23 protein-coding genes, 1 tRNA gene and 2 pseudogenes are annotated in these 26,462 nt (G+C 46.9%); 8 read left to right on the top strand and 18 right to left on the bottom strand.

Going from position 1 to position 26,462, the window contains the following annotated elements:
- Positions 1-38: 38 nt before the first annotated feature.
- The 6 genes from HRU78_04750 to HRU78_04725 form a co-directional block, all read right to left on the bottom strand.
- Positions 39-2,735, bottom strand: a complete 2,697-nt coding sequence (locus HRU78_04750; GenBank protein ID QOJ23034.1) for a DUF3570 domain-containing protein — start codon at positions 2,733-2,735, stop codon at positions 39-41.
- 40 nt (positions 2,736-2,775) lie between these two features.
- On the bottom strand, positions 2,776-2,997 hold the full coding sequence (locus HRU78_04745; protein ID QOJ23033.1) for a DUF4266 domain-containing protein: 222 nt from the start codon (positions 2,995-2,997) through the stop codon (positions 2,776-2,778).
- 27 nt (positions 2,998-3,024) lie between these two features.
- Positions 3,025-3,531 carry a TlpA family protein disulfide reductase gene (locus HRU78_04740; GenBank protein QOJ23032.1) on the bottom strand — a complete coding sequence of 169 codons (507 nt, stop codon included), beginning with the start codon at positions 3,529-3,531 and terminating at the stop codon, positions 3,025-3,027.
- A gap of 60 nt (positions 3,532-3,591) precedes the next feature.
- Positions 3,592-4,050 carry a hypothetical protein gene (locus HRU78_04735; GenBank protein QOJ23031.1) on the bottom strand — a complete coding sequence of 153 codons (459 nt, stop codon included), beginning with the start codon at positions 4,048-4,050 and terminating at the stop codon, positions 3,592-3,594.
- Positions 4,051-4,169: 119 nt separating this feature from the next.
- Positions 4,170-4,952, bottom strand: coding sequence for a hypothetical protein (locus tag HRU78_04730; GenBank protein QOJ23030.1), 783 nt, complete (start codon positions 4,950-4,952; stop codon positions 4,170-4,172).
- Positions 4,953-5,055: 103 nt separating this feature from the next.
- Positions 5,056-5,787 carry a hypothetical protein gene (locus HRU78_04725; protein ID QOJ24919.1) on the bottom strand — a complete coding sequence of 244 codons (732 nt, stop codon included), beginning with the start codon at positions 5,785-5,787 and terminating at the stop codon, positions 5,056-5,058.
- 389 nt (positions 5,788-6,176) lie between these two features.
- Here HRU78_04725 and HRU78_04720 point away from each other — a divergent pair, with 389 nt between their 5' ends.
- Positions 6,177-7,730 carry a fused MFS/spermidine synthase gene (locus tag HRU78_04720; protein QOJ23029.1) on the top strand — a complete coding sequence of 518 codons (1,554 nt, stop codon included), beginning with the start codon at positions 6,177-6,179 and terminating at the stop codon, positions 7,728-7,730.
- Positions 7,731-7,732: 2 nt separating this feature from the next.
- Here the strand turns inward: HRU78_04720 and recN are convergent, their stop codons facing one another.
- Both recN and HRU78_04710 read right to left on the bottom strand, forming a co-directional pair.
- A complete protein-coding gene (gene recN, locus HRU78_04715; protein ID QOJ23028.1) occupies positions 7,733-9,409 on the bottom strand; it encodes a DNA repair protein RecN in 1,677 nt (558 codons plus the stop codon).
- A 19-nt stretch (positions 9,410-9,428) separates the two neighbouring features.
- On the bottom strand, positions 9,429-10,301 hold the full coding sequence (locus HRU78_04710) for an NAD kinase (protein QOJ23027.1): 873 nt from the start codon (positions 10,299-10,301) through the stop codon (positions 9,429-9,431).
- A gap of 302 nt (positions 10,302-10,603) precedes the next feature.
- Between HRU78_04710 and hrcA the strand changes: the two genes are divergently transcribed.
- The gene (hrcA, locus tag HRU78_04705) at positions 10,604-11,623 is read left to right on the top strand and encodes a heat-inducible transcriptional repressor HrcA (protein ID QOJ23026.1); all 1,020 of its coding nucleotides are present in this window, start codon (positions 10,604-10,606) and stop codon (positions 11,621-11,623) included.
- Positions 11,624-11,654: 31 nt separating this feature from the next.
- Positions 11,655-12,740: a ferrochelatase gene (locus HRU78_04700; protein ID QOJ23025.1), complete on the top strand. Its 1,086-nt coding sequence runs from the start codon at positions 11,655-11,657 to the stop codon at positions 12,738-12,740.
- A 48-nt stretch (positions 12,741-12,788) separates the two neighbouring features.
- On the opposite strand, the gene HRU78_04695 is transcribed toward HRU78_04700, so the two are convergent.
- A complete protein-coding gene (locus HRU78_04695; protein QOJ24918.1) occupies positions 12,789-13,133 on the bottom strand; it encodes a metal-binding protein SmbP in 345 nt (114 codons plus the stop codon).
- Positions 13,134-13,533: 400 nt separating this feature from the next.
- On the opposite strand from HRU78_04695, the gene HRU78_04690 reads away from it, so the two are divergent.
- The 5 genes from HRU78_04690 (at position 13,534) to HRU78_04670 (ending at position 17,230) form a co-directional block, all read left to right on the top strand.
- Positions 13,534-13,609 (top strand) — tRNA-Asn (locus HRU78_04690).
- Between the two features lie 255 nt (positions 13,610-13,864).
- Entirely contained in the window at positions 13,865-14,050 is a 186-nt protein-coding gene (locus HRU78_04685) for a hypothetical protein (GenBank protein QOJ23024.1), read from the top strand.
- Positions 14,037-14,336, top strand: coding sequence for a type II toxin-antitoxin system RelE/ParE family toxin (locus HRU78_04680; GenBank protein ID QOJ23023.1), 300 nt, complete (start codon positions 14,037-14,039; stop codon positions 14,334-14,336). Before HRU78_04685 ends, HRU78_04680 begins: the two co-directional genes overlap by 14 nt.
- Before the next feature lie 453 nt (positions 14,337-14,789).
- The gene (locus HRU78_04675) at positions 14,790-16,196 is read left to right on the top strand and encodes a hypothetical protein (GenBank protein ID QOJ23022.1); all 1,407 of its coding nucleotides are present in this window, start codon (positions 14,790-14,792) and stop codon (positions 16,194-16,196) included.
- A 308-nt stretch (positions 16,197-16,504) separates the two neighbouring features.
- Positions 16,505-17,230, top strand: coding sequence for a hypothetical protein (locus tag HRU78_04670; GenBank protein QOJ23021.1), 726 nt, complete (start codon positions 16,505-16,507; stop codon positions 17,228-17,230).
- Positions 17,231-17,447: 217 nt separating this feature from the next.
- Here HRU78_04670 and HRU78_04665 read toward each other — a convergent pair whose 3' ends face one another.
- From HRU78_04665 to HRU78_04625, 9 genes and pseudogenes are all read right to left on the bottom strand, one after another.
- Positions 17,448-19,298: a DUF4347 domain-containing protein gene (locus HRU78_04665; GenBank protein ID QOJ23020.1), complete on the bottom strand. Its 1,851-nt coding sequence runs from the start codon at positions 19,296-19,298 to the stop codon at positions 17,448-17,450.
- Positions 19,299-19,528: 230 nt separating this feature from the next.
- Positions 19,529-21,171, bottom strand: a pseudogene (locus HRU78_04660) (replication endonuclease).
- Positions 21,172-21,178: 7 nt separating this feature from the next.
- Positions 21,179-21,373, bottom strand: a complete 195-nt coding sequence (locus tag HRU78_04655) for a helix-turn-helix domain-containing protein (GenBank protein QOJ23019.1) — start codon at positions 21,371-21,373, stop codon at positions 21,179-21,181.
- A 117-nt stretch (positions 21,374-21,490) separates the two neighbouring features.
- Positions 21,491-22,138 carry a hypothetical protein gene (locus HRU78_04650; GenBank protein ID QOJ23018.1) on the bottom strand — a complete coding sequence of 216 codons (648 nt, stop codon included), beginning with the start codon at positions 22,136-22,138 and terminating at the stop codon, positions 21,491-21,493.
- A gap of 307 nt (positions 22,139-22,445) precedes the next feature.
- Complete coding sequence (locus tag HRU78_04645) at positions 22,446-22,754, bottom strand: helix-turn-helix domain-containing protein (GenBank protein QOJ23017.1); 309 nt, start codon at positions 22,752-22,754, stop codon at positions 22,446-22,448.
- Positions 22,726-23,049 (bottom strand): type II toxin-antitoxin system RelE/ParE family toxin, encoded by a 324-nt coding sequence (locus HRU78_04640; protein QOJ23016.1) that lies wholly within the window; start codon positions 23,047-23,049, stop codon positions 22,726-22,728. Before HRU78_04640 ends, HRU78_04645 begins: the two co-directional genes overlap by 29 nt.
- Positions 23,050-23,074: 25 nt before the next feature.
- Positions 23,075-24,322 carry an integrase family protein gene (locus tag HRU78_04635; protein ID QOJ23015.1) on the bottom strand — a complete coding sequence of 416 codons (1,248 nt, stop codon included), beginning with the start codon at positions 24,320-24,322 and terminating at the stop codon, positions 23,075-23,077.
- A 343-nt stretch (positions 24,323-24,665) separates the two neighbouring features.
- Entirely contained in the window at positions 24,666-24,830 is a 165-nt protein-coding gene (locus HRU78_04630; GenBank protein ID QOJ24917.1) for a DNA-binding protein, read from the bottom strand.
- 467 nt (positions 24,831-25,297) lie between these two features.
- Positions 25,298-26,361: pseudogene (locus HRU78_04625) on the bottom strand (IS21 family transposase).
- Positions 26,362-26,462 lie beyond the last annotated feature (101 nt).

Raw genomic sequence — 26,462 nt, 5'->3', positions numbered from 1 at the left:
AGTCGTCATTGAGATTACGAAAAAGAAGCTATCCTAACTTAAAACTGATAGCTCCAGGTTGCCGACAGCATGCCCTGCCGATCAAGCTGAATTCCGTTGAAATCGCTACGGATCGGTTGCACCCACTCAAACCCGAGCCGGTTTCCGGCGAAACGCCCGCCTGGAATGCGTGCATTCACGCCAAATCCCATATCCCAGAATTGCCCGCCATAATTCTTAGGAAAATCCAGCGGACTGATGCGTGCGTTAAATTGATTGAAATCCCGGTGAATCGCATCCTGCCACATATAAACACCCCGCACCGAAGCGCTGAGCCAGCGTGTCAGATCGAAACCGCCCCAACCGGTTGCCTGAATAATATCACCGAGACGATAGCCGGATTTATTTTGCGCTTCCATGCGCTTGACGCCGCTGAATTGCGCGCCCCACGACCAGCGGTTGTACTCACCCAGATATGTCAGGCTCGGCGTGAAATCCCATGTACCACTGCCGAGTTGCATGCCGAAATGAATCAATCCGCCATCTTCTTTATGCGCGCGGCGAAGCTCGATATCCGTTTTTCCGGTGGGCGCGCTGAACCCGAGATTCACATGCACGCGGTGACCGGGAATATCCAGCAACTTGATCAGTGATGAAAAGTAAGTATCGCTGACAGCACCGGTTTCACTTCCTGCCGCGCCATGCTGATGAGCGCCTGAAAGATCGACTGGCGCGCCTGCCAATTGGCGCAAGTTCATATTCATATCCATGAAGGTCGGCATCAGCATCACATTGAGCCACTTGGTCGGTGCATACATCAGATCGATCATATGCATGCGCATGTTCATGAATATCGGCGTAAACTGGCACCCTTGATCGCCGCAACCTTGGTTGACGATGGTTTGATCGCTCACTTTATGAGCGCCCTGCATCATATTCCCGCCGGTCCAGTGATACATGAAGCGGTACCCCGCCATGAAATCCCCGGGCTTATCGAGCATATGACCGAACATAATGGTCGCCGGCGGTACCTTGTGGTGACGATGCGCGGAAGTATGCGGATGCGATTCGGAAGAACTGCTTGTGCTGCCGATAGGCAAAGCAGTGTCCGGTTCGATGTCGAATTTTATGGCGGCATTTGCCACATAATAATCAAAATCGGCATAACTACTATTCCCGTTGCCGCTAATCTGCAGTGCGCTGGCGCGGGTGTAGTATTCAAAACTGGCCTCCAGCGCGACGCCTTTACCCAGTAACTTACTCAACACCACGCCTCCACTTAACGAGCCGAAACCCGCCAGCCGGTGATCGCTGGAAAAATTGGCAGGTAATTTACCGGCGTCAAATAGCGTGAATTTAGGCTGTGGATTGATGGAAAGCCCATCGACCGGATTACCATTTTGATCAACCAGACTAAATGGATCTTTGCCGAAATACTGGATAGTGGGGTTATTGTTATCAACCCAGATTTGCCGTCCGAGGCTATCGACTTCCGGTTTTGTGTAGGTTTGTTGCGTGATCAGATAGGGACGGAAAAAGCTGGCGGCATCCTGGGAATAGTAGCGAATCCGCGGTGTCAGCGTCCATCCGCCGCCCAGCGGTTGCACCCAGCTCGCATCGAAGGTATGCGAATTCACACCCCAATCGTCGACCGATAACCGGTAGCCCAAATGTATCGCCGCATTGAACGGATTGATATATTGCACATACTTGGCGCTGAGCGCCACTTGATTGCGGTTATTCGGACGCTGCTCGATCAGCGCACGCACATCACCGGTAATCAAATTATTGTTCAGACTGGCCGGATCGATGAAAATAACCGACGTGACTTTATAGGGATTCTCCAGAAACCCGTTACTATGCGTGTAACTGATATTGGCATCGATTAATGCATTCTTACTCAGTATTTGTGTCAAACCGATATTCGCCACCCAATCCTGGCGGTTTCCTTTTAAAATCTCTGATCCGCGGCGATTGACAATTTGCTGCGCGTACGCCGTTTTGGTGATGTACGGCGACGCATCATGATCGAGAATCGCGCCGATTTGACTGCTGGTATAGCCACCGCCGAATTTAACGCTGGTCAATTTCTGGTTAAAATCCAGCCGCCCGCCCATACTGCCAAAGCTCGACTGATAGTCTCTCTCGCTGGAAAAGCCGCCGCTTACATTCACAGCCGCTTCATTCCATTCATAGCTCAAACCGAAATTGGCTTGGCGGCGCGTTTCCGGAGAAGCTGACGACATCACCAGCACCGATCGGGTATCAATCGCGCCTGTGGATTGCTTCGTGATGGGGTCTCTCCCGATCGGGTTTAAATCATGATCGAGTGATATTTGACTGTTGATAATGGGAGAAGCACCAACCACCACGCCATTGATCGTATAGGGTCGATTGCCGCCGCTGGTGGCCAAGGGCGTAATGGTGATGGGCGTTGCGCCCGACCAGGTATCTTGTGTATAGCCAAAAGTAAATTTGACCCGATCGGTTAACGAAAAGATACCGCTGCCATGTAAGACATCGACCGAGATCGGATTGTAGCTTTGGGGGACACCATAGAGATTACGTTCGCCTTCCTGGTAGCGGCCATATTGAAAATTGATCCGGTCGGTTCCTGCCGCGTGTCCGGATGGCGTTATCAACAGGCCGGGCAAAACCAATGCCGCCGATGTCAACGCCTGCAGGGTATTGCTTCTTGGCTTTGCGGACTGTGTTTCCGAATTGTTGAATGGATGATTGCTACTGTTGCGCTGCAAATTGTAATGACCTCAAAAACATCCCTTGGCAAGAATCCGCTTAATAACAGCCACAGCCGCCGCCACCGGCAGAAGATTTGTGGCTGGGTGCCGCTTCACGGCTACTGTAATTGTGGGATTGCATTTCAGTCTGTAAAGGATAGGGATCAATGTCCATCTGCGGTTTTGCAAGATTTCCCCGCTCCCACGGCGCCACGTGTACACAACCCGGGAGCGCGATTGCAATCATCAGCAAGACTATGACATCGGGCGCTCTTTTCATCGCGATTATGGCGAGCGGCTCTGTATCTTAAGGATTTTCCATCACGAGCTGTGCGAGCAAAGCGCGCAACTCTTCCGTTTCACCCGGGCGGAAGCCTTGATGAACGTACCGGATATTTCCTTTTTTATCGATGATGTACGAAGTTGGCATCGCCATTACTTCAAGCACTTTTGCACATGCTTTGCTCGGATCCGCAACAATGGAGAAATGCGCCGGATGTTTGGCAAGAAAATCCTCGGCATCTTTAACTTTCTCGTCGAGATTGACGCCGATGACATGCACGCCCTGTTCTTTCATATCATGCTCAAGCTGATTCAGAAAGGGAAAAGATTTTACGCAAGGCGGGCACCATGACGCCCAGAAATCCATGTACACGACTTTTCCGCGTAATTCCTGCAAGACTGCGGCAGGTTTGCCGTCCAGTGTCTTTAAATCACAAGCGGAAGATACCTGGGAAAGATGGTCGGCAAAGGCGCTATGACTGCACAATAGGAGTGCGGCGATAACAAAAATTGATTGTTTTATTTTTTTCATGGCTCAACTCACTTCTCTAATTCATGGTGTTTTGTTTCAAAGGCTAACTACCGGAAATTTTCATTCAAATTGCTTAACTAAAATGTCCGTTCCGGTGTGTACATTACCAGCCGTCATGCAATGATATGTTACGATGAATGAGCGCGCGCCTATGTTGGTCTTATTGACCAGCAATTGATACACACCATTTCCACCGTGCACCCGGACTTCCGGACTGAAGTTTCCATCTCCCGATACTGGATCGGTTGTATTGATGGCGTGATCCCCTTTGATAATTTGTAGATTAACCAATAAATTATCTTGCGGCGGCGAAGTGTCTTTGACACTAGCGACCAAATTATCTGCAGGACCGTTTCCGTCATCAAAGCACGTCACTAATGCGTAGCCGGTAAAAGCGGCGACAGAGTTATTCGGATCCATGGTAGCACCAGCATCGTGAGCACCGCTGACACTTGCATAACTTAGCATAGTTATACAGGAAATAATGGTTACTGCTTTTTGAAAGAATCTATGCTCCATGATTGTCAAACTCCTTACACTATAATCATACGTTGGGCGGCAATTTTACTCATCAAGTATGGTTTTCCACAAATAACTTACGGGCACACTATGAATGTGCCCGCTTATCACACGACAAATTACTCAGCAGGCCATATCTGCTTTCCACCAAAGTTTATCCGTAAATCCCGATTTAATTGATTAGCCGATGGTTTAACCACGACATCAACGCCTGTTCCACAGGATGCCGGTAAAGGCGCGACACTGCGCATGACTTGCAACGTAGCTGGTGAATTATAACCATCAAGTCCTACGCCATCGTAAATCGAACCGACAGCAGGTGTCCACAATAGTACCGTCTCATCGCTAAACCCTGCTGGATTAGTAATTTGACAAATATCAGCAATTCCTAGAACAAATGTCACGCTCTTTGCGCAAGAAGTTGGTTCAATAACAACTCCGGCAGTTGCAAATGGAACAACCGCCCTAAAACCACCCGTCAAACCTTTACCACCACCGGTCCAGAAACCGAGCTTATTACCTAGAGAATCCTTTATATAATCTTCATAATCAAAAATGCTTCGGTCTTGAATTTTGGTAACAGGATTACCCCAGTTAGTCACAAAATCCGTTAATGGACCGCTATGCGGCTGACCATCGACCGTTATGATTGAATCCTTGCCATCTGGAAATACCATAACTGATCCAAGTGTATTGACATCCATAGCATTCGTCGTAGGATTTCTACAACCATGCGCAATCACCACGGCATTATAATCACTGCCAAACTCCGCTGCATTCTCCTGAATTACCGGTGTTTTCAAGCGAGTATGTGCAACGGCGGATTGCCATGTTCCGGTCAATCCGATCGCCGCCATCAGCATCAAGGCGCGATATTTAAATTTCCCTAATTTATTAAACATCTCAAACCTTCTCCCTTTAATTTAACTTCTCATTTTATTTTTAAAAACCTCACTCTATGAAAACAGGAGGAAAGAGTGAGGTTTTCGTAAAAACAATTACCACCTACTTCGGCCAAACCTGACTGCCATCCACTTTGATCGGCATATCGCGATTGATTTGCGCCGCGGAAGGTTTCACTTCAACCGCCACACCGGCGCCGCACGATGTCGGCAAAGTACTGGTTCTCGTAACGATCAGCGATGCCGGACCGTCATCGGTCGTGCTTTTGCGGTCGTAAGCTGTTCCCAATGCGTTATGCGTCCAGAGATTGACGGTATTATCATTGAACCCGGCAGTATCCGTGATCTCGCAAATATCCGCGATGGAGATATAAAATTTGACACTCTTAGCGCAGGAAGTCGGTTCTATGACAACTGCGCCCGATCTAAACGGAATATAACCATTCAAATGATGCGGCAAGGAATTACCGCCACCTGCCCAGAAACCCACAACATTACCTTTTGAATCTTCTTTTTCATCCTGGAACGTAAAAATAGCGCGGCTGTAGTTTTGCTGCATCAAGTTTCCCCAATTTTGCACAAAATCGGTCAATGCACCTGCGTGTGGATTACCATCAACTGTAATCGTAGAATCAACACCATCGGGAAATACCACGCTGGTGCCGATGACGTCAATTTCTCCGCACCCATGCCCAATAACGACGTTGTTGGTGATTCGGGTATTTTCATTAACCGTTGCGGTTTCTAGCCGGGTATGAGCTGATGCGGTTTGCGCCGTGCTTGCCAGAACGGCAATGGTCAGAGCGCTAGTGATTGATAGGTTGAGTTGCTTCATCGTTAACATGTCAAATTCCATTCAGATTAGTTATTCTTTTATCCTGCAAACATTCATTTTTTATTTGAAGCAATCAATCCGCTGAAGTGATCGCTAAGAATAAAACTGAAAAAACTTTTTTTCATACATAACTGGAAAATTTGACTTCCCGTTAAATCATAGAAAAAGAATCGTTTTCTGGACACAATCTTATTTTTCATTACATGAAATGACAATGTGACAAATTGTCGCACCGCGCTAAAGTACGATTAACAGGAGCTCTAGCCTGCTGCGGCAATTTGTCGCATTCCAAACACCCCGAGATCACCACTAGAATCCCGACGCCACAAAAATGAGCGTGGCATCTCTCTCCCTTTACCCAAGCGTATCTTCTATTGACAGGCAATGCGATGAATCACTTAACTTCCACTTATATGCTAAACCGGGCATGGCTTTACTGTACCGTTTTTTTGACCGGCGCCGCGGTCATGGTCATCGAGCTGCTCGGAACCCGGTTGATCGCGCCGTTTTATGGCGCCAGCTTGTATGTATGGACTTCGGTGATTTCGGTCACATTGATTGCACTGGCCTTGGGTTACTTTTCCGGTGGACGCTGGGCGGATCGCGCCAGAAAAACGGGCTTGGCGTTGATCATCGCACTGGCGGGATTACTCACACTCCTGATACCGTGGTTGACCGCGCCGGTATTGCTTGCTACCGATACCATGGGATTGCGCATGGGCGTTTTTATCAGCACCTTGGTATTATTCTCACCCAGTCTGATCATGCTCGGTATGGTCGGACCGTTCGCCGTCAAGCTCGCCACTTCCAGCTTGGACGGCATCGGCACCGGCACCGGCTCGATCTATGCTGTCAGCACCGTCGGCAGCGTCATTGGTACTTTGTTTCTTGGCTTTTATTTATTCCCCCAGGTAGGTTCACGCGAAATCTTCATGGGCTTGGGCATCGGTTTACTGATACTTGCAGTGGGCGTCGCTTTTTTCGAGCGAAAACACCTAAGTTTGGCAATGACACTACCGCCAATTGCAGCGCTGGTGATTGTCAGCATCATCGCGCTACCGCACGTAGCCGCCTCCGCGAACGACATTGCGCATGATGATTCCTACCGCATCCAGTTTGAACGTGAAAGTCTGTACGGCTGGGTTCGTGTCATCGACAAACCGGCGGAAAATTACCGCCTGCTGACCGTGGATGCTTCAACCATCGGCGCGGCCAGTATCAGTCACGGTGACAACGTACTGACTTACCAGAAAGTGGTCGACATCCTGCCCGCACTGTCGCCTCATATTAAACGCGCACTGCTGATCGGTCAGGGCGCCGGACATATGGCGATGACATTGAAAAAACACGGTATAGTCACCGACACGCTGGAAATTGACCCGGCTGTTGCCGAAGCAGCCAGCCAGTTTTTTGGTTTCACACCGACAGGCCAAACCATCATCGGCGATGCCCGCTATGAAATCCGCAAATTAACCGACAGCTACGATCTGATTATTCTGGATGTCTTCACCGGCGGCTCCGAGCCTTTTCACTTATTGACCGTCGAAACGATGATGCAATTACGTTCGCTGTTATCCGAACGAGGATTGCTCGCGCTGAATTTCGTTGCATTTCTGGAAAATGGCCAGAACAAGGCGCTCGCCTCGGTTGCCAAAACCTTGGCGCAGGTTTTTCCGCATCAGCAAGTATTCATTTCCGAACCGGATACCGATTTCAATGATTTTATTTTTCTTGCCGCACATCAAGCAATTGAATATGACAACGAAATCATATCCATTGAACAACGGAATTGGTTGAAAGCGCGGCACATTACAATCGATCAATCCCCGGGAACGATCTTAACGGACAATCTTAATCCGCTGGAAATGTTACAAATACGAAAATCCGAGCAATACCGGCGTCTGATCGTGGAATTGCTGGGAATCGATCATTTCATCCGCTGACTTCAGCGTTCAGCGGCATGATGCAGCATCTCCGCCGCATGCTGACGCGTGGTTTCGGTAATGTTGACGCCGCCCAGCATGCGCGCGATCTCCTCCACGCGCTGTTGCGGATCGAGTTCTGCGATCGTGCTGACAACCGGCTGGTTCTCAGCCTGCCCGGCGGATTTCACCACTTGCCATTGCTGATCGCCAGTAGCAGCCACTTGCGGCAAATGCGTGATGCACAGAACCTGCCGCTCCTGGCCCAGTTGCTTCAATAAATTGCCGACGATCTCGGCAACTTTTCCGCCGATACCGACATCGACTTCATCGAAAATGAGTGTCGGTACAACACCGACTTTACTGGTAATGACTTGTATGGCCAGACTGATACGTGACAATTCACCACCGGAAGCCGCTTTAGCCAGTGGACGCAGCGGCAATCCCTGGTGCGCCGCAACCTGAAACTCGATCTGCTCCAGTCCATGCGCACTGCCCTGCTCCATAGGAATCACCGCAACCGAGAATTCACCGCCCGACATCGCAATCGTTTGCATCGCGGCGCTGACTTTCCCGGATAACTCTTTCGCGGCATGCTGCCGGATGCTGCTGAGTTCTTGCGCATGCTTGCGGAACTCACTCTGCGCGGTTGCTTCGAGATCCAGAAAATGACCGATATCCGCATTCGATCCTAACGCGGCCAGTTGTTGTGTAATCGACTCCAGCAGTGCCGGTAACTCTTCCGGATTTACACGAAACTTTCGCCCAGTCGCATGGATGGCCGACAATCGTTGCTCAACATCATGTAACGCTTGCGGATCAAGATCCAGGCGCTGGCGGTAATGCTTGAGTTCGTACACGCTCTCCTGCACTTGGATTTGCGCCGCGTCAAGCAAGTCGGTGATCGTTCTCAGCTCGCCGTCGTATTCCAGTAAATTCTGCAATTGGTTATTCACCGCGGTAATTTGCGCCAGGACGGCCTGCTCGTTCTCCGCTAAGGTATCGACCGCCATGTCCGCTGCCGCCAGCAACGCTGCGACATGCGATAACCGGCCATGATCGGCTTGCAGCGTTTGCCATTCTGGCAAGGAAAAATTTAACGCGGTTAATTCCTGCAACTGCCATTCCAGTTGTTCGCGTTTATCGTGCGATTCGGCTGCGCGCCGTTCCAGAGCGATTCTTTGCTGACGGCAATCCTGCCAATGTTGATAGGCTTCCTTGACCATGCGTATCAATTCGGCACAGCCGGCGAAAGCATCGAGCAGTTCGCGTTGCGCGTCTTTTTGCAGTAGCGCCTGATGCGCATGCTGACTGTGGATGGCGACCAGGTATTCACCCGCCATACGCAACTGTTGCAAGGTCACCGCATGGCCATTGAGATAGTTGCGCGAGCGGCCGCCGGTCTCAATAATTCGACGCATCAGACAACTATCCGGATCGCCTTGCAAATCATGTTCATCGAGCCATTGCTGCAATGCCGGCAAATGGCTGATATCAAAAGTTACATTAATCTCCGCACGCTCGCAGCCGTGCCGGATCTGGCTGGCATCGCCGCGTTCCCCCAGGGCCAACGTCAGCGCATCGATTAGGATGGATTTACCTGCACCCGTCTCTCCGGTCAAAACGGTAAAGCCGGACATAAAGTCCAGATCGACTTGGTCAACGATGACAAAGTCTTTGATACTCAGTTGCTTCAGCATGGTTGCTCAGTGACGGTCATCAGGGAAATTCACTCCACCCCAATTTTTCCCTCAGCATGCGGTAATAACTGTGGTTGACCGAGTGCAGCAAGCGCACCGTCTTGGGAAAGCGCCGCACGATAATGTTATCCGTCTGTTCCAAATCGAAACACGAATGACTGTCGCAATTGATGCGCACATTAGCGCTACTATGCATGCGGATTTCCACGCTGGCATCGGGACCGATCACGACGGGACGGTTACTGAGCGTATGCGGGCAAACCGGCACCAATGCAATCAGATCCAGGCTGGGGTGCAGGATCGGCCCGCCGGACGATAGGGCATACGCGGTCGAGCCGGTCGGTGTGTTCACGATCAATCCGTCGGAACGTAAGGTATTCACATATTCGTTATTGACCCTCACCTCAAACTCGATCATGCCGCTGCTCATGCCGCGATACAGCACGACATCGTTGAATGCCAGGCTGCTGAAAACGCTCGCACCATCCCGGATGATTTCCGCGTACAACAGCATGCGGCGCTCGGTGGTATATTTTCCCGCCAGTATTTCATCCAGCGTTTCGAACATGGTGTCCACCGACAGGTCGGTCAGAAAACCCAGCCGCCCTTGGTTAATACCGATCAGCGGAACATCGTACGTCACCAGCATGCGGGCAATATTGAGCATCGTGCCATCGCCCCCCATGACCACGGCCAGGTCGGCTTGCGTACCGATTTCCTCGAGCGATACTGCCGGATACAGATCGCTGCCGATATGCGTTGCCGTGAGGTGATCGAGTAGAACCTTATAATTCTTGGCTGTCAGATACTCGGCCAGATTGAGCAGCGGAATCGCAATCTCGGGATTTTTGTGTTTACCGATCAGCGCTATGGTTTTAACTGGAGAATTCATGGCTTGGTACTATCGTTCGCTATTAGCGTATTGGTTGTAAGGTCTGAATAAAATAGCAAGATCGAATGACCGCTAAAATAAAAATTAGTGAGTTAAGATACCGTTGGGCTTGCAAAATTACGCCTTGTACATATTTAGATTTAGCCAGAGAAACCAAGCTTCCCGGAAAAATTCAAACCTATATTAAACCCCCAATCCATCACGGCAAGCCGATATCCAGGAAGTTTAGCATAGATAAGATAGGGCAAAATCACCGCTTATAACCAAACAATGAAACCTGTTGACTCGTGTAGAATTACGCCATGTTAAACGAACGTGCTCAAATCTTATTAAAAACACTGGTGGAACGGTATATCCACGAAGGTCAGCCGGTCGGTTCCCGTGCGTTATCCAAGTTCTCCGGGTTGGATCTCAGCCCCGCGACCATCCGCAATGTCATGGCCGATCTGGAAGAAATGGGGCTGGTTGCCAGTCCGCATACCTCAGCCGGCAGAGTGCCGACGCCGAAAGGCTACCGCCTGTTTGTCGACACCTTGCTCGTCGTCAAAAAACTCGACAAAATGGAACTGAGTCATTTGGAAAATCATCTCCACCCCGATAATCCTTCGCGCTTGCTCAATGTGGCGTCGCACTTGTTGTCGGATCTAACGCGCTTTGCCGGTGTCGTTGTAACGCCCAAACGCAAAGGCGCAGTTTTCCGTTATATCGAGTTCATGGCCTTATCCGAGAAACGCATTTTGCTGATTATCGTCACACCGGAAGGCGATGTGCAGAATCGCATCATTTTCACTAATACACCGTATAGTCAATCGGATTTGATCGAAGCCGGCAATTTCATCAACCAACACTATGCCGGTTGCACGCTGGACGAAATTCGCGGACGCGTGGATACTGAGTTAAAGCAATTGCGCAGCGAAATGATCAGTTTGATGAGTGCGGCCATCGAAGCCGGCGGCGACGCTATTAACGAAAGCAGTGAAACCGTGGTACTGGCCGGTGAACGCAATTTACTGCAGATCGATGATTTATCCGACAATCTAATCAGTCTGAAAAAACTGTTTGAATTGTTCGAACGCAAGACCAAATTGTTGCAACTGCTCGAGTTAAGCAGGCAAGCGCACGGTGTGAAAATTTTCATCGGCGGCGAAGCCGATGTGGCATCGCTGGAAGAATTCAGTGTAGTAACCGCACCGTATGAAATCGAAGGAGAAATCGTCGGCACTGTCGGCGTCATCGGTCCGCGGCGTATGGCTTATGAACGTATCATCCCGATCGTCGACATTACCGCAAAACTGCTTTCCAGCGGTTTGTCGCAGCACTAGCTTATCATTTCAGTAATTCAGCTTTATATCCATGACTTCCAAATCCGTCTATCAACATGGTTCACCGGATCGCACTGGCGTATTATTGATCAACCTGGGAACGCCGGATGCACCGACGGCCCAAGCGTTGCGCCCTTATCTTAAGGAATTCCTCAGCAATCCGCGGGTCATCGAAGTGCCCCGGCTGATCTGGTGGCCTATTTTGCACGGCTTCATCCTGCCTTTCAGACCGAAAGCTTCGGCTGAGAAATACGCCAAAATCTGGATAGCCGAAGGCTCTCCGCTCAAAGTGCATACCGAGCGGCAAACGGAACGCTTACGCGAAGCATTGACAGCACGGTTAAAAAATCCCCCGCTTGTCGAATACGCGATGAACATCGGTAAGCCTTCCGTTACTGATGTGCTGACCCGCATGCAGCAACAAGGTTGCGAACGCATTCTGGTCATTCCGCTGTTTCCGCAATATGCTGCCAGCAGTACGGCAGCGGCGATGGATAATGTTTTTGCGGTACTCAACAAAATGCGCAATCAGCCCGCATTGCGCACCGTTAAGCAGTATCACGACCACCCCGGTTACATCGCAGCGTTAGCGCAAAATGTCCACGACTATTGGGATGCACATGGACGGCCTGACAAGTTGATCATCAGCTTTCACGGCACCCCGCGCGCCAGCCTGGACAAAGGCGATCCTTATCATTGCGCATGCCAGAAAACGGGACGATTACTGGCCGAAGCATTAGCCCTTGAGGCAAACCAATATGCCGTGTGCTTTCAGTCACGCTTCGGCAAGGCCAAATGGCTAACTCCCTACACCGCTGCAGTCCTGGAGCAATTAGGCAAAGAGCAAACAAAGCGCGTTGATGTGATATGTCCCGGGTTTGTTTCGGATTGCTTGGAAACATTGGAAGAGATCGCCATCGAAGCGAAAAATACCTTTCTTCAGGCGGGCGGCGAGGAATTTCACTATATTCCCTGTCTCAATGAACGCAGTGACTGGATTGAAGCTTTAGCCGATATTACCTGCACACATCTGCAAGGGTGGCTGGATATTGAAGTTACTGAAGAAGCAGCTCAATTATCCAGGAAATTGGCGCTAGAAATGGGTGCTAAAGATTGAAAATGCTGTTCCTCGGCAAAAGCCGAGGACGGTTATTGATTGGAATGATTAGTGGCCGGATTGACGCATATGTTTCATGGCTTCTTCAGTGTGTTTAGCTGATTCCTGACCATGACCCATATCAGCATGTTTAATTGCCTCTTCCAAATGCTTGATCGCTTCATCCATATGTTTATGAGAAGCAGCGTGATCATCCCGAGCCGCCTTTGCATGCGCCAAGCTTTCTTTTGCGTGTTCAAGTGACTCTTTCGCGTGCCCCATTTCTCCATGCGCTTGCGCTTTACCGGCATGCTCCATCGCTTCCGAAGTATGTCCCGCATCCGACGCCAATACAGGGGCGCTTATAAAAAATGCCAATGTTCCGGTTACAATTATTGCAGATATAGTACGCATGATAATTACTCCTTTATAAATAATACATTGCATGAATACTTCTTGATAATCCCAGTGACTGGCAAGCCGCTTTATCGAAGAAGAATCAACTTCTTCCAGCGGACCAGAACACCAGATTTCAGTATATACCATTTCTCTATTTGAGGTATCGCGAAACTGCATGAACTCTTTGTCTCAAGGAATTCATGGATAAAATTATTCCTTTCAATTTTCCGCAGCAACAACAACCTTTGATATTTCGTCCTAATTCACAAATCTCTCTTTATTATTCAACCAAACTGCAAAATTTCTCTCGCCCGGCATAGCCAGATCCAGCTGTATAAAGTAAATTCTCAGTGCAAGACACTATCTGATGGTTGACCGGGAGGCTTCAAAACGTTAACATGCGCAACTCACCAATTCCCCGATAGCTCAGTCGGTAGAGCGACGGACTGTTAATCCGCAGGTCCCAGGTTCGAGCCCTGGTCGGGGAGCCAAAATAAACAGTAATTTACATAAAAGAAAGAAACTGGTGATAAATATTAGTAGCCGCATAGTAGACTAATCAGATAAAAGCTCGCGAAGTGTAATCTGCTCTACTCCCAAATTTTGCTCTATTAATTTGCGCGCAAAAAGTTTTGCTTTTGTACAAGGTTTAACAAAAAAGCATCTAAGCCACCCAAAATAAACACACACCGTACACCGTCTCACTGAATATCATCTTTCAACAAATGCCATAAGGAAAGATCGTTATGCAAACTGTCAAGCAAATTATTCAGGATATCGCTGCTCACTTGCCGGAACAAGCCACCTTTGACGATGCCATGTACGCTATCTATGTCCGCCAAAAGCTAGAGCATTCGCTCCAAGCGGCAAAGGAAGGCAATATCACATCACAGGAAGAGATGGAAAAGCGATATCTGAGTGATGCGCGTTGAATGGTCGAATTTTGCGCGAGATGATCTCGATGATCTAGTGCAATATATTAGTCGCGATTCGTCGTTTTATGCACGACGTTTCGGTGAAAAGATAGTACTCGCCACACGACGGTTAAGAAATTTTCCCGAAAGCGGACGCATTATTCCAGAAACCGAAGATCAAAAATTACGGGAAATCATCGTACAGGGATATCGCGTGATGTATCGTTTGGAAGCTGATCGCATTTTGATCCTTGCTATCATGCATGGCAGTCGTGATTTGACAGGAAAGGAGAAAGAACCTTAGGAAGAGAGTTAACAAGGTCAAATGAGAAACTTCACTGAGCGACTTGAGTTAGATATATCATCAAGCAAGGTTATAATAAGCATAAGCACACAATTTGCAATCAGTAGGTGGAGGTTCGATCACTCTCAACAATACCATTAAAACAAATAATTACATTACATTTAAGTATTTTATGATTTTCATGTAGACACTATATTCAAGTTGGATAAGGCATCCGAGACTCCCTAAAAATAAGACTAAATCTAGATGATCTACACGGATCACTGCGCCATGGTCTACTAAATTAATTTTCAGAAAATTGCCAATACCCCATTATCTAGGTCTAGGAAAATCGGTTAATGCCAGATAACCATAAGCAAGTAGTGACGCTTCAAGCAAATTCACTTCAAACGTTCAGAACGGGGAATCAAAATTAAACAACGAATAAAACACCTGATCCTATTTTTCTGCACAGTGCTTTTTCTTGGCACGATTCACTTTGCTTCTGCCGATACAGCTAGTGATACTGACACATTACTTAACTGGGCAGAAAATAATTATCCACAATATTTTCCCACTCATCAGACAACACAAAGTGCAACACCTTGGTTATTCCGCTTTTACCCGGATACAAATATTTATGCTGGCGTTAATACCGATAACAATGGCGTATTTGTATTAGGTGGACCATGGGGGAATGACAGTCCGACTTATATTGATAGCCTATCCAATTTATTGGCAATTGGGACAGGAAACTCGGGAAAGCTAACTGGTATTACCAAAATAGCTATTGATTATGATTCTAAGGTTCTTGCTCTTAAGAATGATGGAACAGTATGGAGATGGGGAAACACACCCTTACAGATTCCTAGTCTAACTAATATTATTGATATAAGTGGCGGTGGAGACCATGTGCTAGCACTAAAGGGAGATGGAACAGTCTGGGGATGGGGATTTGGCATGGAGGGTCAGCTGGGAAGTGGATCATTTATAGGAGTTAGTAGTGCTCCAGTCAAGGCATCTGGATTAACAAATATCATTGCAATAAATTCTTTTAGATCAACTTCATATGCGCTAAAGAGTGATGGAACAGTTTGGGCGTGGGGAGATAATGGCTTCGGTCAACTGGGGGATGGAACAACAACAAATCGTTATGCGCCAGGTCAAGTGATAGGTTTAGCTGATATTAAAGCTATTATTATTAATAGAAATGGTTTTTCTGGTAAAGCTTCGTACGCGATTAAAAACGACGGAACGGTTTGGGCGTGGGGAGGATCGATAGGTTTTGAAAGAGTTCGAGGGCATAATCTAAGTAGTGATATCCCTATACCAGTAAGCGAACTGAATGGTGCCATACACATAACAGACAGTTATGCCCTTATGAAAGATGGAACTGTATTACATTGGTTTAATTCTCCAATAAAACCAGTTAGCGGTTTAACGGATGTTATTCAACTCATCGAGTTTGGAGAATCGGCTTTCGCACTTAAAAATGATGGAACGGTCTGGGCATGGGGAAATAATTCCTATGGTTTAGTGAAAGATGATGGCAGAGTTAATGACTCTGTTTCACTTCCACTTCAAAACCCTAGCCTACATGACATTACCAACATTACAATTGCAAGAAATGTCGCTTTAGCTATACAGAAAGATGGGACAGTTTGGGCTTGGGGGAGAGGTGATTCTATACTCGAAAGGGATTCTCCTCACCCTGAAAAGATCGTTGGACTTACTGATATAACAGCCACTTATAACTTTTCCGACATGGCAATCGCTCTTAAGAGTGATGGTACAGTTTGGATTTGGGGAGGTCTCTTGTACGGATTGGGGGATGGAAAATCCACCTATAGCGCTACCCCTGTTCAAGTGATAGCGCCATAAACTTAGTGTTATCGACACTCTATAGTTTCTATAAAGAAAATCCCTTTGAAAGATTCGTAGCTCTAGACGATGGAATATTCTTAGGCTAGGACTCACCAATAACAGTCAACTTAGTCAGAGCGTCAAATGATAATTCATATCGCTCCATCCAAGTTCAAATAGAGATGCCATAAAAAATCTGCTATCGTTATCTTGAATTTAGTTGATTCAAGTACAAAGTGCACCTCTTAAGGGTTAATTAAGAAGCGATTTTCTATAGTAAAGATAATACCATTAATCAGAAATAACATAAAAAAGTGAAAAATACCATGAAAATTAGATTTATCATGCTCCTAGCTACGTTATCCGTTTTACTTGGTTCTTCCGTGCAATTAACTGCGGCACCATCAGCTCCTACACTGACGCATTCCATCAGTGGACTCACAGTCACAACTTCCTGGACAAGTGTTCCCGGTGCGACCGAATATAAACTGAGTTATGCCCCTATTCCATATACCGGGCCTGAGTCCATTGCGAGTTTGAATGTTGGAGGAGTAACCAGTTTTACGGCAAGCTTATGGGAAGGCGCAGCTTTCTATATTGCTGTTCAAGCAGGGGATGGAAATGAATTTAGTGAATACTCCAATATTGATAGTTTTGCTCTTGTTTCAGCATCAGTGAATCTCTCAGGAAACTGGAAAATAACTGAAACTTTCGGACCCAATAATTGCGCTTATCCGGTTGGAGCACAATATAATTACTATGTAATTTTTACACAGTCCGGGAATTCCATTACTGCGGATGGGTATTCTTCGGAATTGTTAAGCGGCAATTTAGTTGGAAATACAGCAACGCTAACAAGCAGTTACGAGGATAATGAAGGGGGTGAATATTATGCAGAAATAGATACAATGAAATTAACTATTCTGCCTGACAATTCGATTTCTGGTTCTTACTCAGTGATATCAGGAGATAAGCCTGGTGATTATTCAGGATGTTCAACAAATAATTCGTTTGTTGGAACTAAAACTGATTCCATACCAAAAGATGATTAAGTTCTTGTGATCCCAATACTGATAAAAATTATATTGAGAGAAATACATCCCGGTAGTTTTTTTGTTTCCGAAATCTGATTTTTCTGCAGGTTATTTCAAGGTATCTTTACTGATGACCTCCCCAGAATTTGGGGAGGTTAGAAATCTGCTTCATACCTTAGTGCTTTTTTCCGTTCTTCTATCTATTGCCTTACCAAACAACAAGATTTTCGTACGATCAAAACCCTGCTGCTATTGCACTGGGTAGAAAATCATCGACCGTCCCAACAAGAACAATGGAGTGGCTATCATAAAAATAAATATTCCCATTTTGTTCGCCGAGCGCGTTACCATTTTCGTACAGACGGGCATGGTAACCTGCAATTTCTTGCGAGGTTGCATGATTGGGAAAGAGAGCGGTGTATGCGCTTTCTGCCCAATTAAATAATCGATCTGCAGTCGCGGAAAAATCAACTACTCCAACCTCATTGCCGTTTGCATCGTAGCGCTTTGCTTTGATGTCATTAGAAGCTTGCCAGCTCACCACGAAACCGCCATCGGTGAGCGCAGCGATCGAAGGATCTGAGCTAGTCTCTATAGTGGTATTGACTCTGAGTTCGCCACCTTGCGCCACCCCATTGGCGTCAAAGCGCTGCACAAAAATTCCGAAGGAAGCTCTACCCACATCCAGAGCCTGCCAGATCGCCACAAAACCACCGTTGGAAAGTGCAGTGAGCGAAGAATTATCGGGAAATTTGGTTGTAGTGGTATTAACCTGAAATTCTGCGCCTTGCGCCACCCCACTGGCGTCATAGCGTTGCGCATAGATACCACCACCATGCTTATCCACATCCTGATCAGCAGTTATCCAGCTGACTACAAAACCGCCATTAGTAAGTCCTGAAATCGATGATTCTTTCTGATCGTCATCTGTAGTGGTATTGACTCTAAATTCTGGGCCTTGTGCTACTCCATTAGCATCATAGAGCTGCGCAAAAATTTCATCAGAATCAACACCAAAACCATTACGGACTTCAGATGTCCAGCTCACCACAAAGCCGCCATCGGAAAGTCCTGTAATTGATGATTCTGTCTGACCATCATCTCTAGTGGTATTGACTTTAAATTCTGCGCCTTGCGCTACCCCATTAGCATCATAGCGTTGCGCATAGATGCCAGCCAGGCCATGCCAGTTCGTCACAAAACCACCATCGGAAAGCGCAGCAATCGGTGAAACTATTAAAGGGTTAACATTACGTACATTCATCTCACCGCCTTGCACTATTCCATTGGCATCATAGCGCTGTAAATGGAGATCGCCGTCCGAGGACATCCAATTCACTACAAAGCCCCCATTGGGAAGCCCGATGACCGATGAATCAAAGCTAGAGTCAAACTTGGACGCATTAGTATCGACCTTAAATTCTGCGCCTTGCGCTACTCCATTGGCCTCGTAGCGTTGCGCATAGATGTGATCTCGACTGCCATCCTGACCCTCCGATAACCAGCTCACTACAAAACCACCAGTGGAAAGCCCGGTGATTGATGACTCAGCTTGCACATTGTCTGTATAGGTGTTAACTCTGAATTCACCAGAACTTAACACCCCGGAATAAGAAAAATGCAATGCTCTCACCTTATCCAAGCCGGTGTATGCTTCAAGTATCCAGTCACCACCCAAAGCTTCCGCGCCAGTGAGATTGATTGATGCCGCTACATTCACTCCCGTCAGCAGTGACAATTGTTCGATGAACGCCTGACCTTGTTTTCCCTGAGCGACTTCACAGCCATAAAGCAAAATATCGGCAGTATCGTTTAAGTGCGCGCCAATTTGTGTGAGTTGTTCAGCATACGCAGCCAGGTTGTTATTGTTCAACTCACTCGAACCCAGCTTCAGCACACCGGGTGCGCCATGAGAGATGATGTCTATCACACTGATTTCTGTTTTACCTTGCAGCGCTTCCAGGATTTGGATCACGCCGCCCTTGCTTGCGCCAAGGACAATTACTTCCGAGTCTTCGGGCAATTGTGGAATCAAGCTTTGATATTCAGTAACTTTAGAATCTATAAAGATGATGCGACGAGACATTATTTCTCCTCACTTTTAATGATAGTTGATTATTGTTGGTTATTTTTTACCGCTGGCATTGTATGGGAGAAACCATGTCTTGAATAGTGATACCGTTATCCTTTGAAGAAATTTAATGTTATTAAAATTCCTGGTAGATAAAAAAATTGAAAAACAAATATTGTTCAGCAATCTTTGGTTCTTATCTAATAATTATTTTCCGTACAGTTATTAACAGAACTCCAAGGCGGCTATGCCGCAAAAGCGCCGCCGCAGTCGCTAACGCTCCTCTGCGGGCGCTTTGCGCTATTCTTCTCAGTTACCTCTTCATTAACTGCACATCTTTCAATATGCCATTGGTGCAAACGGGTTGGTAATTGAATAGTGTCGGTTTCAACGCCACAAATCTTTTTCCCGATTGGGTCACCATACTTGCCCCGTTCTTTTGAATCGATTTTCATCAATTTGATCGGGTTGTTTTTGCGATTGGTTGTGGCACCACCCATCAATTGAATGAATTGCCACCATTTGCCCTGATCGGCTGCTTCCTGGGCTTGCTGTAGGATGCCTTCAGGTGCATCACTGATTCTGCGCAATTCGCGCCAGATTGAAACAGGAGCACCACCAATTTGCTGGAATTGCCGGATGCCCCAGGTCGACGCCCAGGCTTCTACCCGTTCCGCAGCTTGCTGTATCGGACTGCCGTCAATATCATGCTCAAGACCGTGGCCGTCGATATTCTTTGAGATGTATTTGGCGATATAGCCGACAGCGGTGCCTTTGCTTTTATCAATAGGCGTTACGTTAAAGCGGTGTTGCTGTGCGCCGGGTTCGTCGCCATCGGTTTGCAGGGCATAATGCCGCATGATTTCTCTAACTCTTGCGGTTTGTTCGGGCGGCATGAATAGCAGCATATGCCAGTGCGGTGTGCCGTCGTGTTGCGGTTCGGCAATGCGAAAGCCGTACACTTTGATTTTATCGCGATCAAATTTGGCGCGGATTCTTGACCAGACTTTGTTGAGGTACTTTTGCGCTTGTTTCGGTGTCGTGCCGTCATACTTGAATTCTGCTCGCCGCTGCCGGAGTGACGAGCATGCATTCTGGATGGGCAGGTGATAGTATAGAATACTCCGGCATGACCCAATTCGTTGGCGATATATTCAAAACCGTAAATACGCGCCATTAATTCATTGCGCCGGATGCGCGGATTAGCCAGACCTAACTCTGCCAGTTCGCTCAGCGTGAAACACTGGCCGAGTTCATTGGTTGCCAATAATCCATCGAGAACGCGGCGGATACGTTTTTTCTGTTCTCTGCGTCTTGCTAGTGTTTCGTCGCTGACATAGCGGCTGGCGCGTTCATGCACTAATCCGATGCGGATGGCGTCTTGTTCCAGCTTTTGTGCGTGAATCTTGCGTAGCCGTTGCAGCCACCAGATTTCATCGGTCAGGCGGGTATAGATGCCGGTGGCTGTAATGTTCGGGTCTTCAAACAATGACAGCTCGATTTCATACTTTTGCGCCCGGTGCAGCATCCGGGAAACAGCATATTCCAGGTTCTGGTAGATGCGGCTGGCTTGCTGCATTTCCTTGACGATGTTTCTTGCCAAATCTTTCAGGTCGTCATCGGTGGCATTGAGGGGAATGCCGTTTTTAGTGATTGTTCCGTAAACCTCCAGTAAGCCAAGGTTAGCTTGCTGCCTGCCTTCAAAGATGTAAGTTTCTTTGTAGTTATCGGCAACAATTCCGGCGAATCGTTTGGGCAATTGCCGGAATATCGGTGCGCGCCATCGTTTATCGTTGCCATTCGGCTCATCAAGTAAACTTAATATGCCTTCGGCGATGCGTTCACCGGGACTGAGCAGTTCATGGGGTTGATGTACTGACGTGTGCATACACACCTCAGTACTGGCTGGTTGAAAAGTGCGTGCACGATTCAATATAGGCGAGCAGATCGCTATGGCGATAGCGAACTGCCCGGCTGCCTACTTTGATGAATGGTACTCGCGCCCCGGCCCAGCGGTCTCGTTCCAGGAATGAGGTGCTGACGCCTAAGATTTGTGCTGCTTGTTTAGTAGTGAGTAATGGGTTTTGCATGATTGACCTCGTTAGTTAGTAAATACAAGGTCAATTTGCGACAAACGATGGAGTAAGAAAAGATGCTAAAAAAATAGATAGGTATCTATTTTTTTGAAGAGGGTTTTATTTTTTCTATTATGTTGATTTCTTTCTTCTTCCACCTTTCTTGGCAAACTCGGAAGCATGCTCTTTTGCCCAATCTTGGAATGAATCTTTGGTAAAAACAGAGGGGTTTCCATACTGTTTCATTATTGGATGGTTATAAATCTGGTCATACGACTGATCTGGATTTTCTTCCCATAACTTTTTAGCAAGTTCAAGACAACCTGTTTTCTTCCGACGCCTCTCAGTTAACTCGTCATACCAATTTTTGTTTTCTTCGTCGGTTTCAGTTGATTGGCTGGTTTGCAAACTTATCGCTGCCCAGCATGATGGAGGATCAAGCCGAGCCACATCAATGCACCAGTTGATTACTTCATTTCGTTTTGCGTAAAGATTATCCAGATAATGTTTGTCGAATCTGTTATTTCTTAAGCATCGATAAAATTTAAAATCATGGTAGAGATCAAAAACTGATGAGAGAAACGAATCATCCCTAAAAATCCGCAATCCCTTCCATCTAGCTGTGATTTCTTTAGTTGACATCGCATGCATCAAGCGATGAATAGCAATTCTAAGTTCAGTTGAAATTGCAGTGGGATCGGTTTTATCCGGGTCAGCCTCAATCCAGTTATGTGCCAATTGCCAAACAGTTTTAAAGTCGGGACTATTTTCTACATGCATAACAGATCATCCTCTGAGAAATAATCTCATTTGACGGCTGAATAATTTGCATGCTTGAGGAAATTTGCGGATGCTGTCGTGAGTACCTAGATTTGCCACCCTTGACAGACTGTCGTCGCCCGAAGGCTGGTTTTGTATGAAGGATAGCAATTTTGTGATTTAGCCTGAAAAAGCAAGTAGCTACTACGTGAGATCAACAAGATTCTAAAGACAAAAAGCTGTAATCCTTTGCCGGTATTGTTTTGGTCGGCGGCAGCCTGTCAAGGGCAAGCCGCTACGCGGTAGCGGTGACGGTAGCTGTGAAAATTTACGCAGTCATTTCTTTTAGTACATCGGGACGGCGCTCAGCAATTGCAATCAGCGTCTTAGCTGCACCGCTGGGCTGGCGGCGGCCTTGTTCCCATTCTTGCAATGTGCGCACCGATACACCCAGCAGTTTGGAAAATTCAGCTTGCGATAAGCCCGTTTTTTTGCGTGCCGATATGACGGGCGACATAACAGCATGCACCTTCCCTGCTGTCATCTGGCGCACGGACTCCAGCAATTCGGCTTCTAAGTCCCGGCTGTTTTCCCATACTTCCAATTCCTCATCGGTTAAAGGTTTTCTCGATTTCATGTTTCATTTCCTTCAAAGTTTTAGCGCTGATTGAATCCAATTTGCTTTTTGCATAGATAAAAACCAAGCAAATCTGGCCATTTGCTAGACGGTTAAAATAAATGACACGCACACCGCCGGATTTCCCCGAGCCTGAGCGGCTCCAGCGTACTTTGCGCATACCGCCGGAGCCTTTGACAATATCGCCGACCTCGGGGTTTTCGGTGATGAACGTTATAAATTCATCATACGCTTGATCTGTCCAATACGAAGGCCACAAGCGTTCAAAGATTTCAGTTTCAACAATGGTAAACACAATTTAATTATCCGTCAATGCCGTATTATACATTGTTGCGCGATTTCATTCTTGGCAAATCGCTTACCGTTGCTGTCGGCTTATAACCAGCGCACTTGAGGATATAGTCAGTAATTTTCTGCATCGGGTCTCGCAACCGTTCCACATCGGCAATAATGTAACCGGCTGTGATGTCGTTGTTCATTTTGTGATTGGCTAACCGTTTGACGGCATAAGCGGATATATCAAGACTTTCGGCAATTGTCATGAAGGTACGGCGTAAATCGTGAATCGTAAATGTTACGCCGGATTCTTTTATAACGTTGGCCATTTGTTTGCGCTGCTCGGTAATGTGCCCCTCCCCATCTGATCGTTGAAAAACGTAGTTATTTACAGCATTAACTTTTCGTTGTTGCAATAAATCATAAAGAAAGTCCGATAATGGCAGAGTATGATCCAAGTGATTCTTGGTATCGGTTACTTTCAGGGTTCTAGCTTGCAAGTCGACATTATTCCAGGTCATGCCGGCGGCTTCTTCTCGTCTCAATCCGGTAAAAAGCACCAATAGCAAGTAATCCCGTATGGTTTCACGGTTCTGGCTCTTGATATCGTTTTTCAAATTCATGACAGCCTGAAACCAGGGCTTAAGTTCATGCGGTTTAATCACCGTTTGACGGCGCTCGACCCGATACCAGGCGCGAGTTTGCGATAAGCGCTTGACTGGATTATCCTGAATCAATGCTTGTCCTTTACTATCTTCGTATTGTCCGGCGGCAAAGTTAAAGAGCGCACGCAAAAAACGCATGGTCAAATTAGATTGCGCTTGGCTGTTTTGCCCAAGTTCGGCATGCCGTTTAGCAATCATGTCTTTGGTGATGTCAGCAATCGCCTTATTATTCCAATCAGCCAGATAGGTACCCATGATGCGTTTGTAATCATAAATAGTGCGCGGTTTAAGCGCTTTCCGGGCGACCAGAAAATCCTGGAATACATGCTGCAAAGTCATACTTCGGGTTTTCTGTTCTCGGGCTTGGTCATTGGGGTTAATACCCTTTGACATCAGGAGCAGCAATTCTCTTGCTTGATTGCGCGCTTGCTCGGTTGTATAAATCCCGTGTTTACCAATGCTCACTCGAACGGTTTTACCGTTTACTTTGCTTTCAGCGATATAAACTTTGCTGGTAGCACCAACACGCAAACCGAATCCCTTAATTTCACTGTCACGGTAAAAAGCTTGCCCATTTCCTGGAAAAGGAATCGAATCGATAAATGTTTTTGTGAGCTTCTGCGGCATCTTAATCTCCACTCTACTAATTCTGTTTTCAGAATCTACCATTCAAATTAGTAGACTTATAGTAGACCAGAAAATTAAAGCGGCGTCAAAACTGAAGTGGGAAATTCAAACAACAGATAATTATATACTTTTATAATAAACAATAAATTATTAGTTATTTAAAACAGTTTAATACTTTTTCAGGGAAGATAAAATTACTGCAAAAAGTGGGTTATATAGAACTGTTAATCCGCAGGTCCCAGGTTCGAGCCCTGGTCGGGGAGCCAAAAAAAACAATAAGTTAGATGCAATTTCGGGTAACTTGAAAAACACCGGGTAACTTTTAGAACTTTACCTTCTTGGACTAAATAAAAGTATCTAAGTCGATGATGTCATAGTATATTATTTTGCTTAACTTATAATATGGAATAGTGTGTCTTTTTGTGCTTCTCCAAACTGCAAGGGTACCAACTGCCACGCCGATATACTTCGCAGCTTGTTCTGCTTCTAGTCTATTGTTTGTTATCATTTCGGCTGCTCCGGTGGTTTCATTCATGCTTTTGCAGAAAATGGCTCATATCAAATTATTTCCTTAAATCCTTGATTAATTCTTTTATTACTATGAGAATCATCCCGACCGAGATAACGCAAAGAATCAATGCAAATAAAGCCTTTGTCGCTACTAAAAATGTGCAAACACTGAAAAATAGTTCACACGGCCATTCTAAAAAGCTCATTTCATCCTGTCCTTTAGAACATTCTTGTTGACATTCGACTGGCAGCGTACACCAGAAAGTGAAGCGTAGCTGTTGATACCGGTTTAAAATTGCTCCCCATTACGGTTGAAATTTGACCAAGGGGAAACAGAGCGCAGGATACCCCGCATTTGTGGATAAGTCGACCAGACTGAGTTGGTATTTTGCCTCCTGTTGATGTTTCCGGTTCAATCGTGATTCGCTACGAATTGACCAGATTTTCTTCTGACGCATATATTGATACCAGGCTGAGTACTTTTGCCATGATTCGATTGGCTTGCTGACGTTCCCTGCGCCGCAGCGCTGTCTGCAACTGCAACAGGGGCGCCGGTAATTCAGCAAATGGCGCGCCGTTGCGCAAGGCGCCCGGTTTCTTCTCAATGACCGGAATATAATGTTGTCAGCCATAGGCTGACTTGGTCACTATCCAGCAGGCGGATATGACAGGCTGCTATAGCATTGTTATGAACGATTTCGATACGGTCGGCATACTGATGAACGGCTACCATCTGGTTGGCCAGGCGGCAAGGTACGGAATAACGATTGCGCTGCACTGTGACCAGACACGTGCTGGATACGCGCGCCAATCCACGCCTTTTTCCCAGCCGGAAGCAACATTGCAGAAATTCGGATCAAACAGATAATGCGCCGTCATCGCAAAGAAGCGCGTATTTACCACACGCCCGTTACCCCTTTGGACACCTTGTCCACAGCCGTCTTCATGTTGTCGTAAATGCCGCGTTTCGGCACACCGCCAAAAGCTGTGAATACACGGGTATGGGCTTCAAACAACATCTCGTGGCTTTGTGACGGATAACCCGATAACATGAAAGCACGGCTGGCGCATAGCTTGGTGTGTGCCGCCAACACCTTGCGGTGAAGTCCACCAATCACCAGCCACTCTTCGCTCCAGTCAAACTGAAAAGCTTCACCCAACGTAAACCGTAGCGGTACATACACCGATTTACTCTGACTGCCTTGATTACGCCATCCTCGGACAAAATCGCAAACAATGCTATAACCGCCCGTATAGCCTTCGTTCAATATCTCTTTGAACAACATCAATGCTGTGTGCCGATCCTTCTTCGGACGACGTGCATCCGCCTCTAGCGCCAACAGCAACCTGGATTCAAATAGTGTCAGCTTGCCAGGCTTCTTCGCTCTCTGATATTTAACCGCGCTGTCGTTGGGCGCTTTCAACCACTTCTTTATCGTGTTCCGTGACAGACTCGTTCGGCGCTGAATCTCATTAATTGACAGATGTTCACGGTAATACATCCGCCGTATCTTTGCATACATAACCATGGTAATCACCTCTTAAATTCTCCCGCCTAAAATTTAAACAAGATACGTGAATTACCTGGTCAGTTTTCAATCGGTGCAACTAGCTTTCTATGGTCAAATTT

This window comes from Gammaproteobacteria bacterium (assembly GCA_015709635.1).
In the GTDB taxonomy this organism is placed as follows: domain Bacteria; phylum Pseudomonadota; class Gammaproteobacteria; order Burkholderiales; family Nitrosomonadaceae; genus Nitrosomonas.
This window is presented reverse-complemented; position numbering and strand designations above follow the sequence as displayed.

Bases quoted from the DNA above. Each gene is read 5' to 3' on its own strand.
- HRU78_04710 (QOJ23027.1), bottom strand. From the start codon at position 10,301: ATGAATTCTCCAGTTAAAACCATAGCGCTGATCGGTAAACACAAAAAT.
- HRU78_04745 (QOJ23033.1), bottom strand. From the start codon at position 2,997: ATGAAAAGAGCGCCCGATGTCATAGTCTTGCTGATGATTGCAATCGCG.
- HRU78_04720 (QOJ23029.1), top strand. From the start codon at position 6,177: ATGAATCACTTAACTTCCACTTATATGCTAAACCGGGCATGGCTTTAC.
- HRU78_04725 (QOJ24919.1), bottom strand. From the start codon at position 5,787: ATGAAGCAACTCAACCTATCAATCACTAGCGCTCTGACCATTGCCGTT.
- HRU78_04630 (QOJ24917.1), bottom strand. From the start codon at position 24,830: ATGATAACAAACAATAGACTAGAAGCAGAACAAGCTGCGAAGTATATC.
- HRU78_04635 (QOJ23015.1), bottom strand. From the start codon at position 24,322: ATGCCGCAGAAGCTCACAAAAACATTTATCGATTCGATTCCTTTTCCA.
- HRU78_04665 (QOJ23020.1), bottom strand. From the start codon at position 19,298: ATGTCTCGTCGCATCATCTTTATAGATTCTAAAGTTACTGAATATCAA.
- HRU78_04730 (QOJ23030.1), bottom strand. From the start codon at position 4,952: ATGTTTAATAAATTAGGGAAATTTAAATATCGCGCCTTGATGCTGATG.
- HRU78_04650 (QOJ23018.1), bottom strand. From the start codon at position 22,138: ATGCATGTAGAAAATAGTCCCGACTTTAAAACTGTTTGGCAATTGGCA.
- recN (QOJ23028.1), bottom strand. From the start codon at position 9,409: ATGCTGAAGCAACTGAGTATCAAAGACTTTGTCATCGTTGACCAAGTC.
- HRU78_04685 (QOJ23024.1), top strand. From the start codon at position 13,865: ATGCAAACTGTCAAGCAAATTATTCAGGATATCGCTGCTCACTTGCCG.
- HRU78_04655 (QOJ23019.1), bottom strand. From the start codon at position 21,373: ATGCAAAACCCATTACTCACTACTAAACAAGCAGCACAAATCTTAGGC.
- HRU78_04670 (QOJ23021.1), top strand. From the start codon at position 16,505: ATGAAAATTAGATTTATCATGCTCCTAGCTACGTTATCCGTTTTACTT.
- HRU78_04645 (QOJ23017.1), bottom strand. From the start codon at position 22,754: ATGAAATCGAGAAAACCTTTAACCGATGAGGAATTGGAAGTATGGGAA.
- HRU78_04740 (QOJ23032.1), bottom strand. From the start codon at position 3,531: ATGAAAAAAATAAAACAATCAATTTTTGTTATCGCCGCACTCCTATTG.
- HRU78_04700 (QOJ23025.1), top strand. From the start codon at position 11,655: ATGACTTCCAAATCCGTCTATCAACATGGTTCACCGGATCGCACTGGC.
- HRU78_04695 (QOJ24918.1), bottom strand. From the start codon at position 13,133: ATGCGTACTATATCTGCAATAATTGTAACCGGAACATTGGCATTTTTT.
- HRU78_04735 (QOJ23031.1), bottom strand. From the start codon at position 4,050: ATGGAGCATAGATTCTTTCAAAAAGCAGTAACCATTATTTCCTGTATA.
- hrcA (QOJ23026.1), top strand. From the start codon at position 10,604: ATGTTAAACGAACGTGCTCAAATCTTATTAAAAACACTGGTGGAACGG.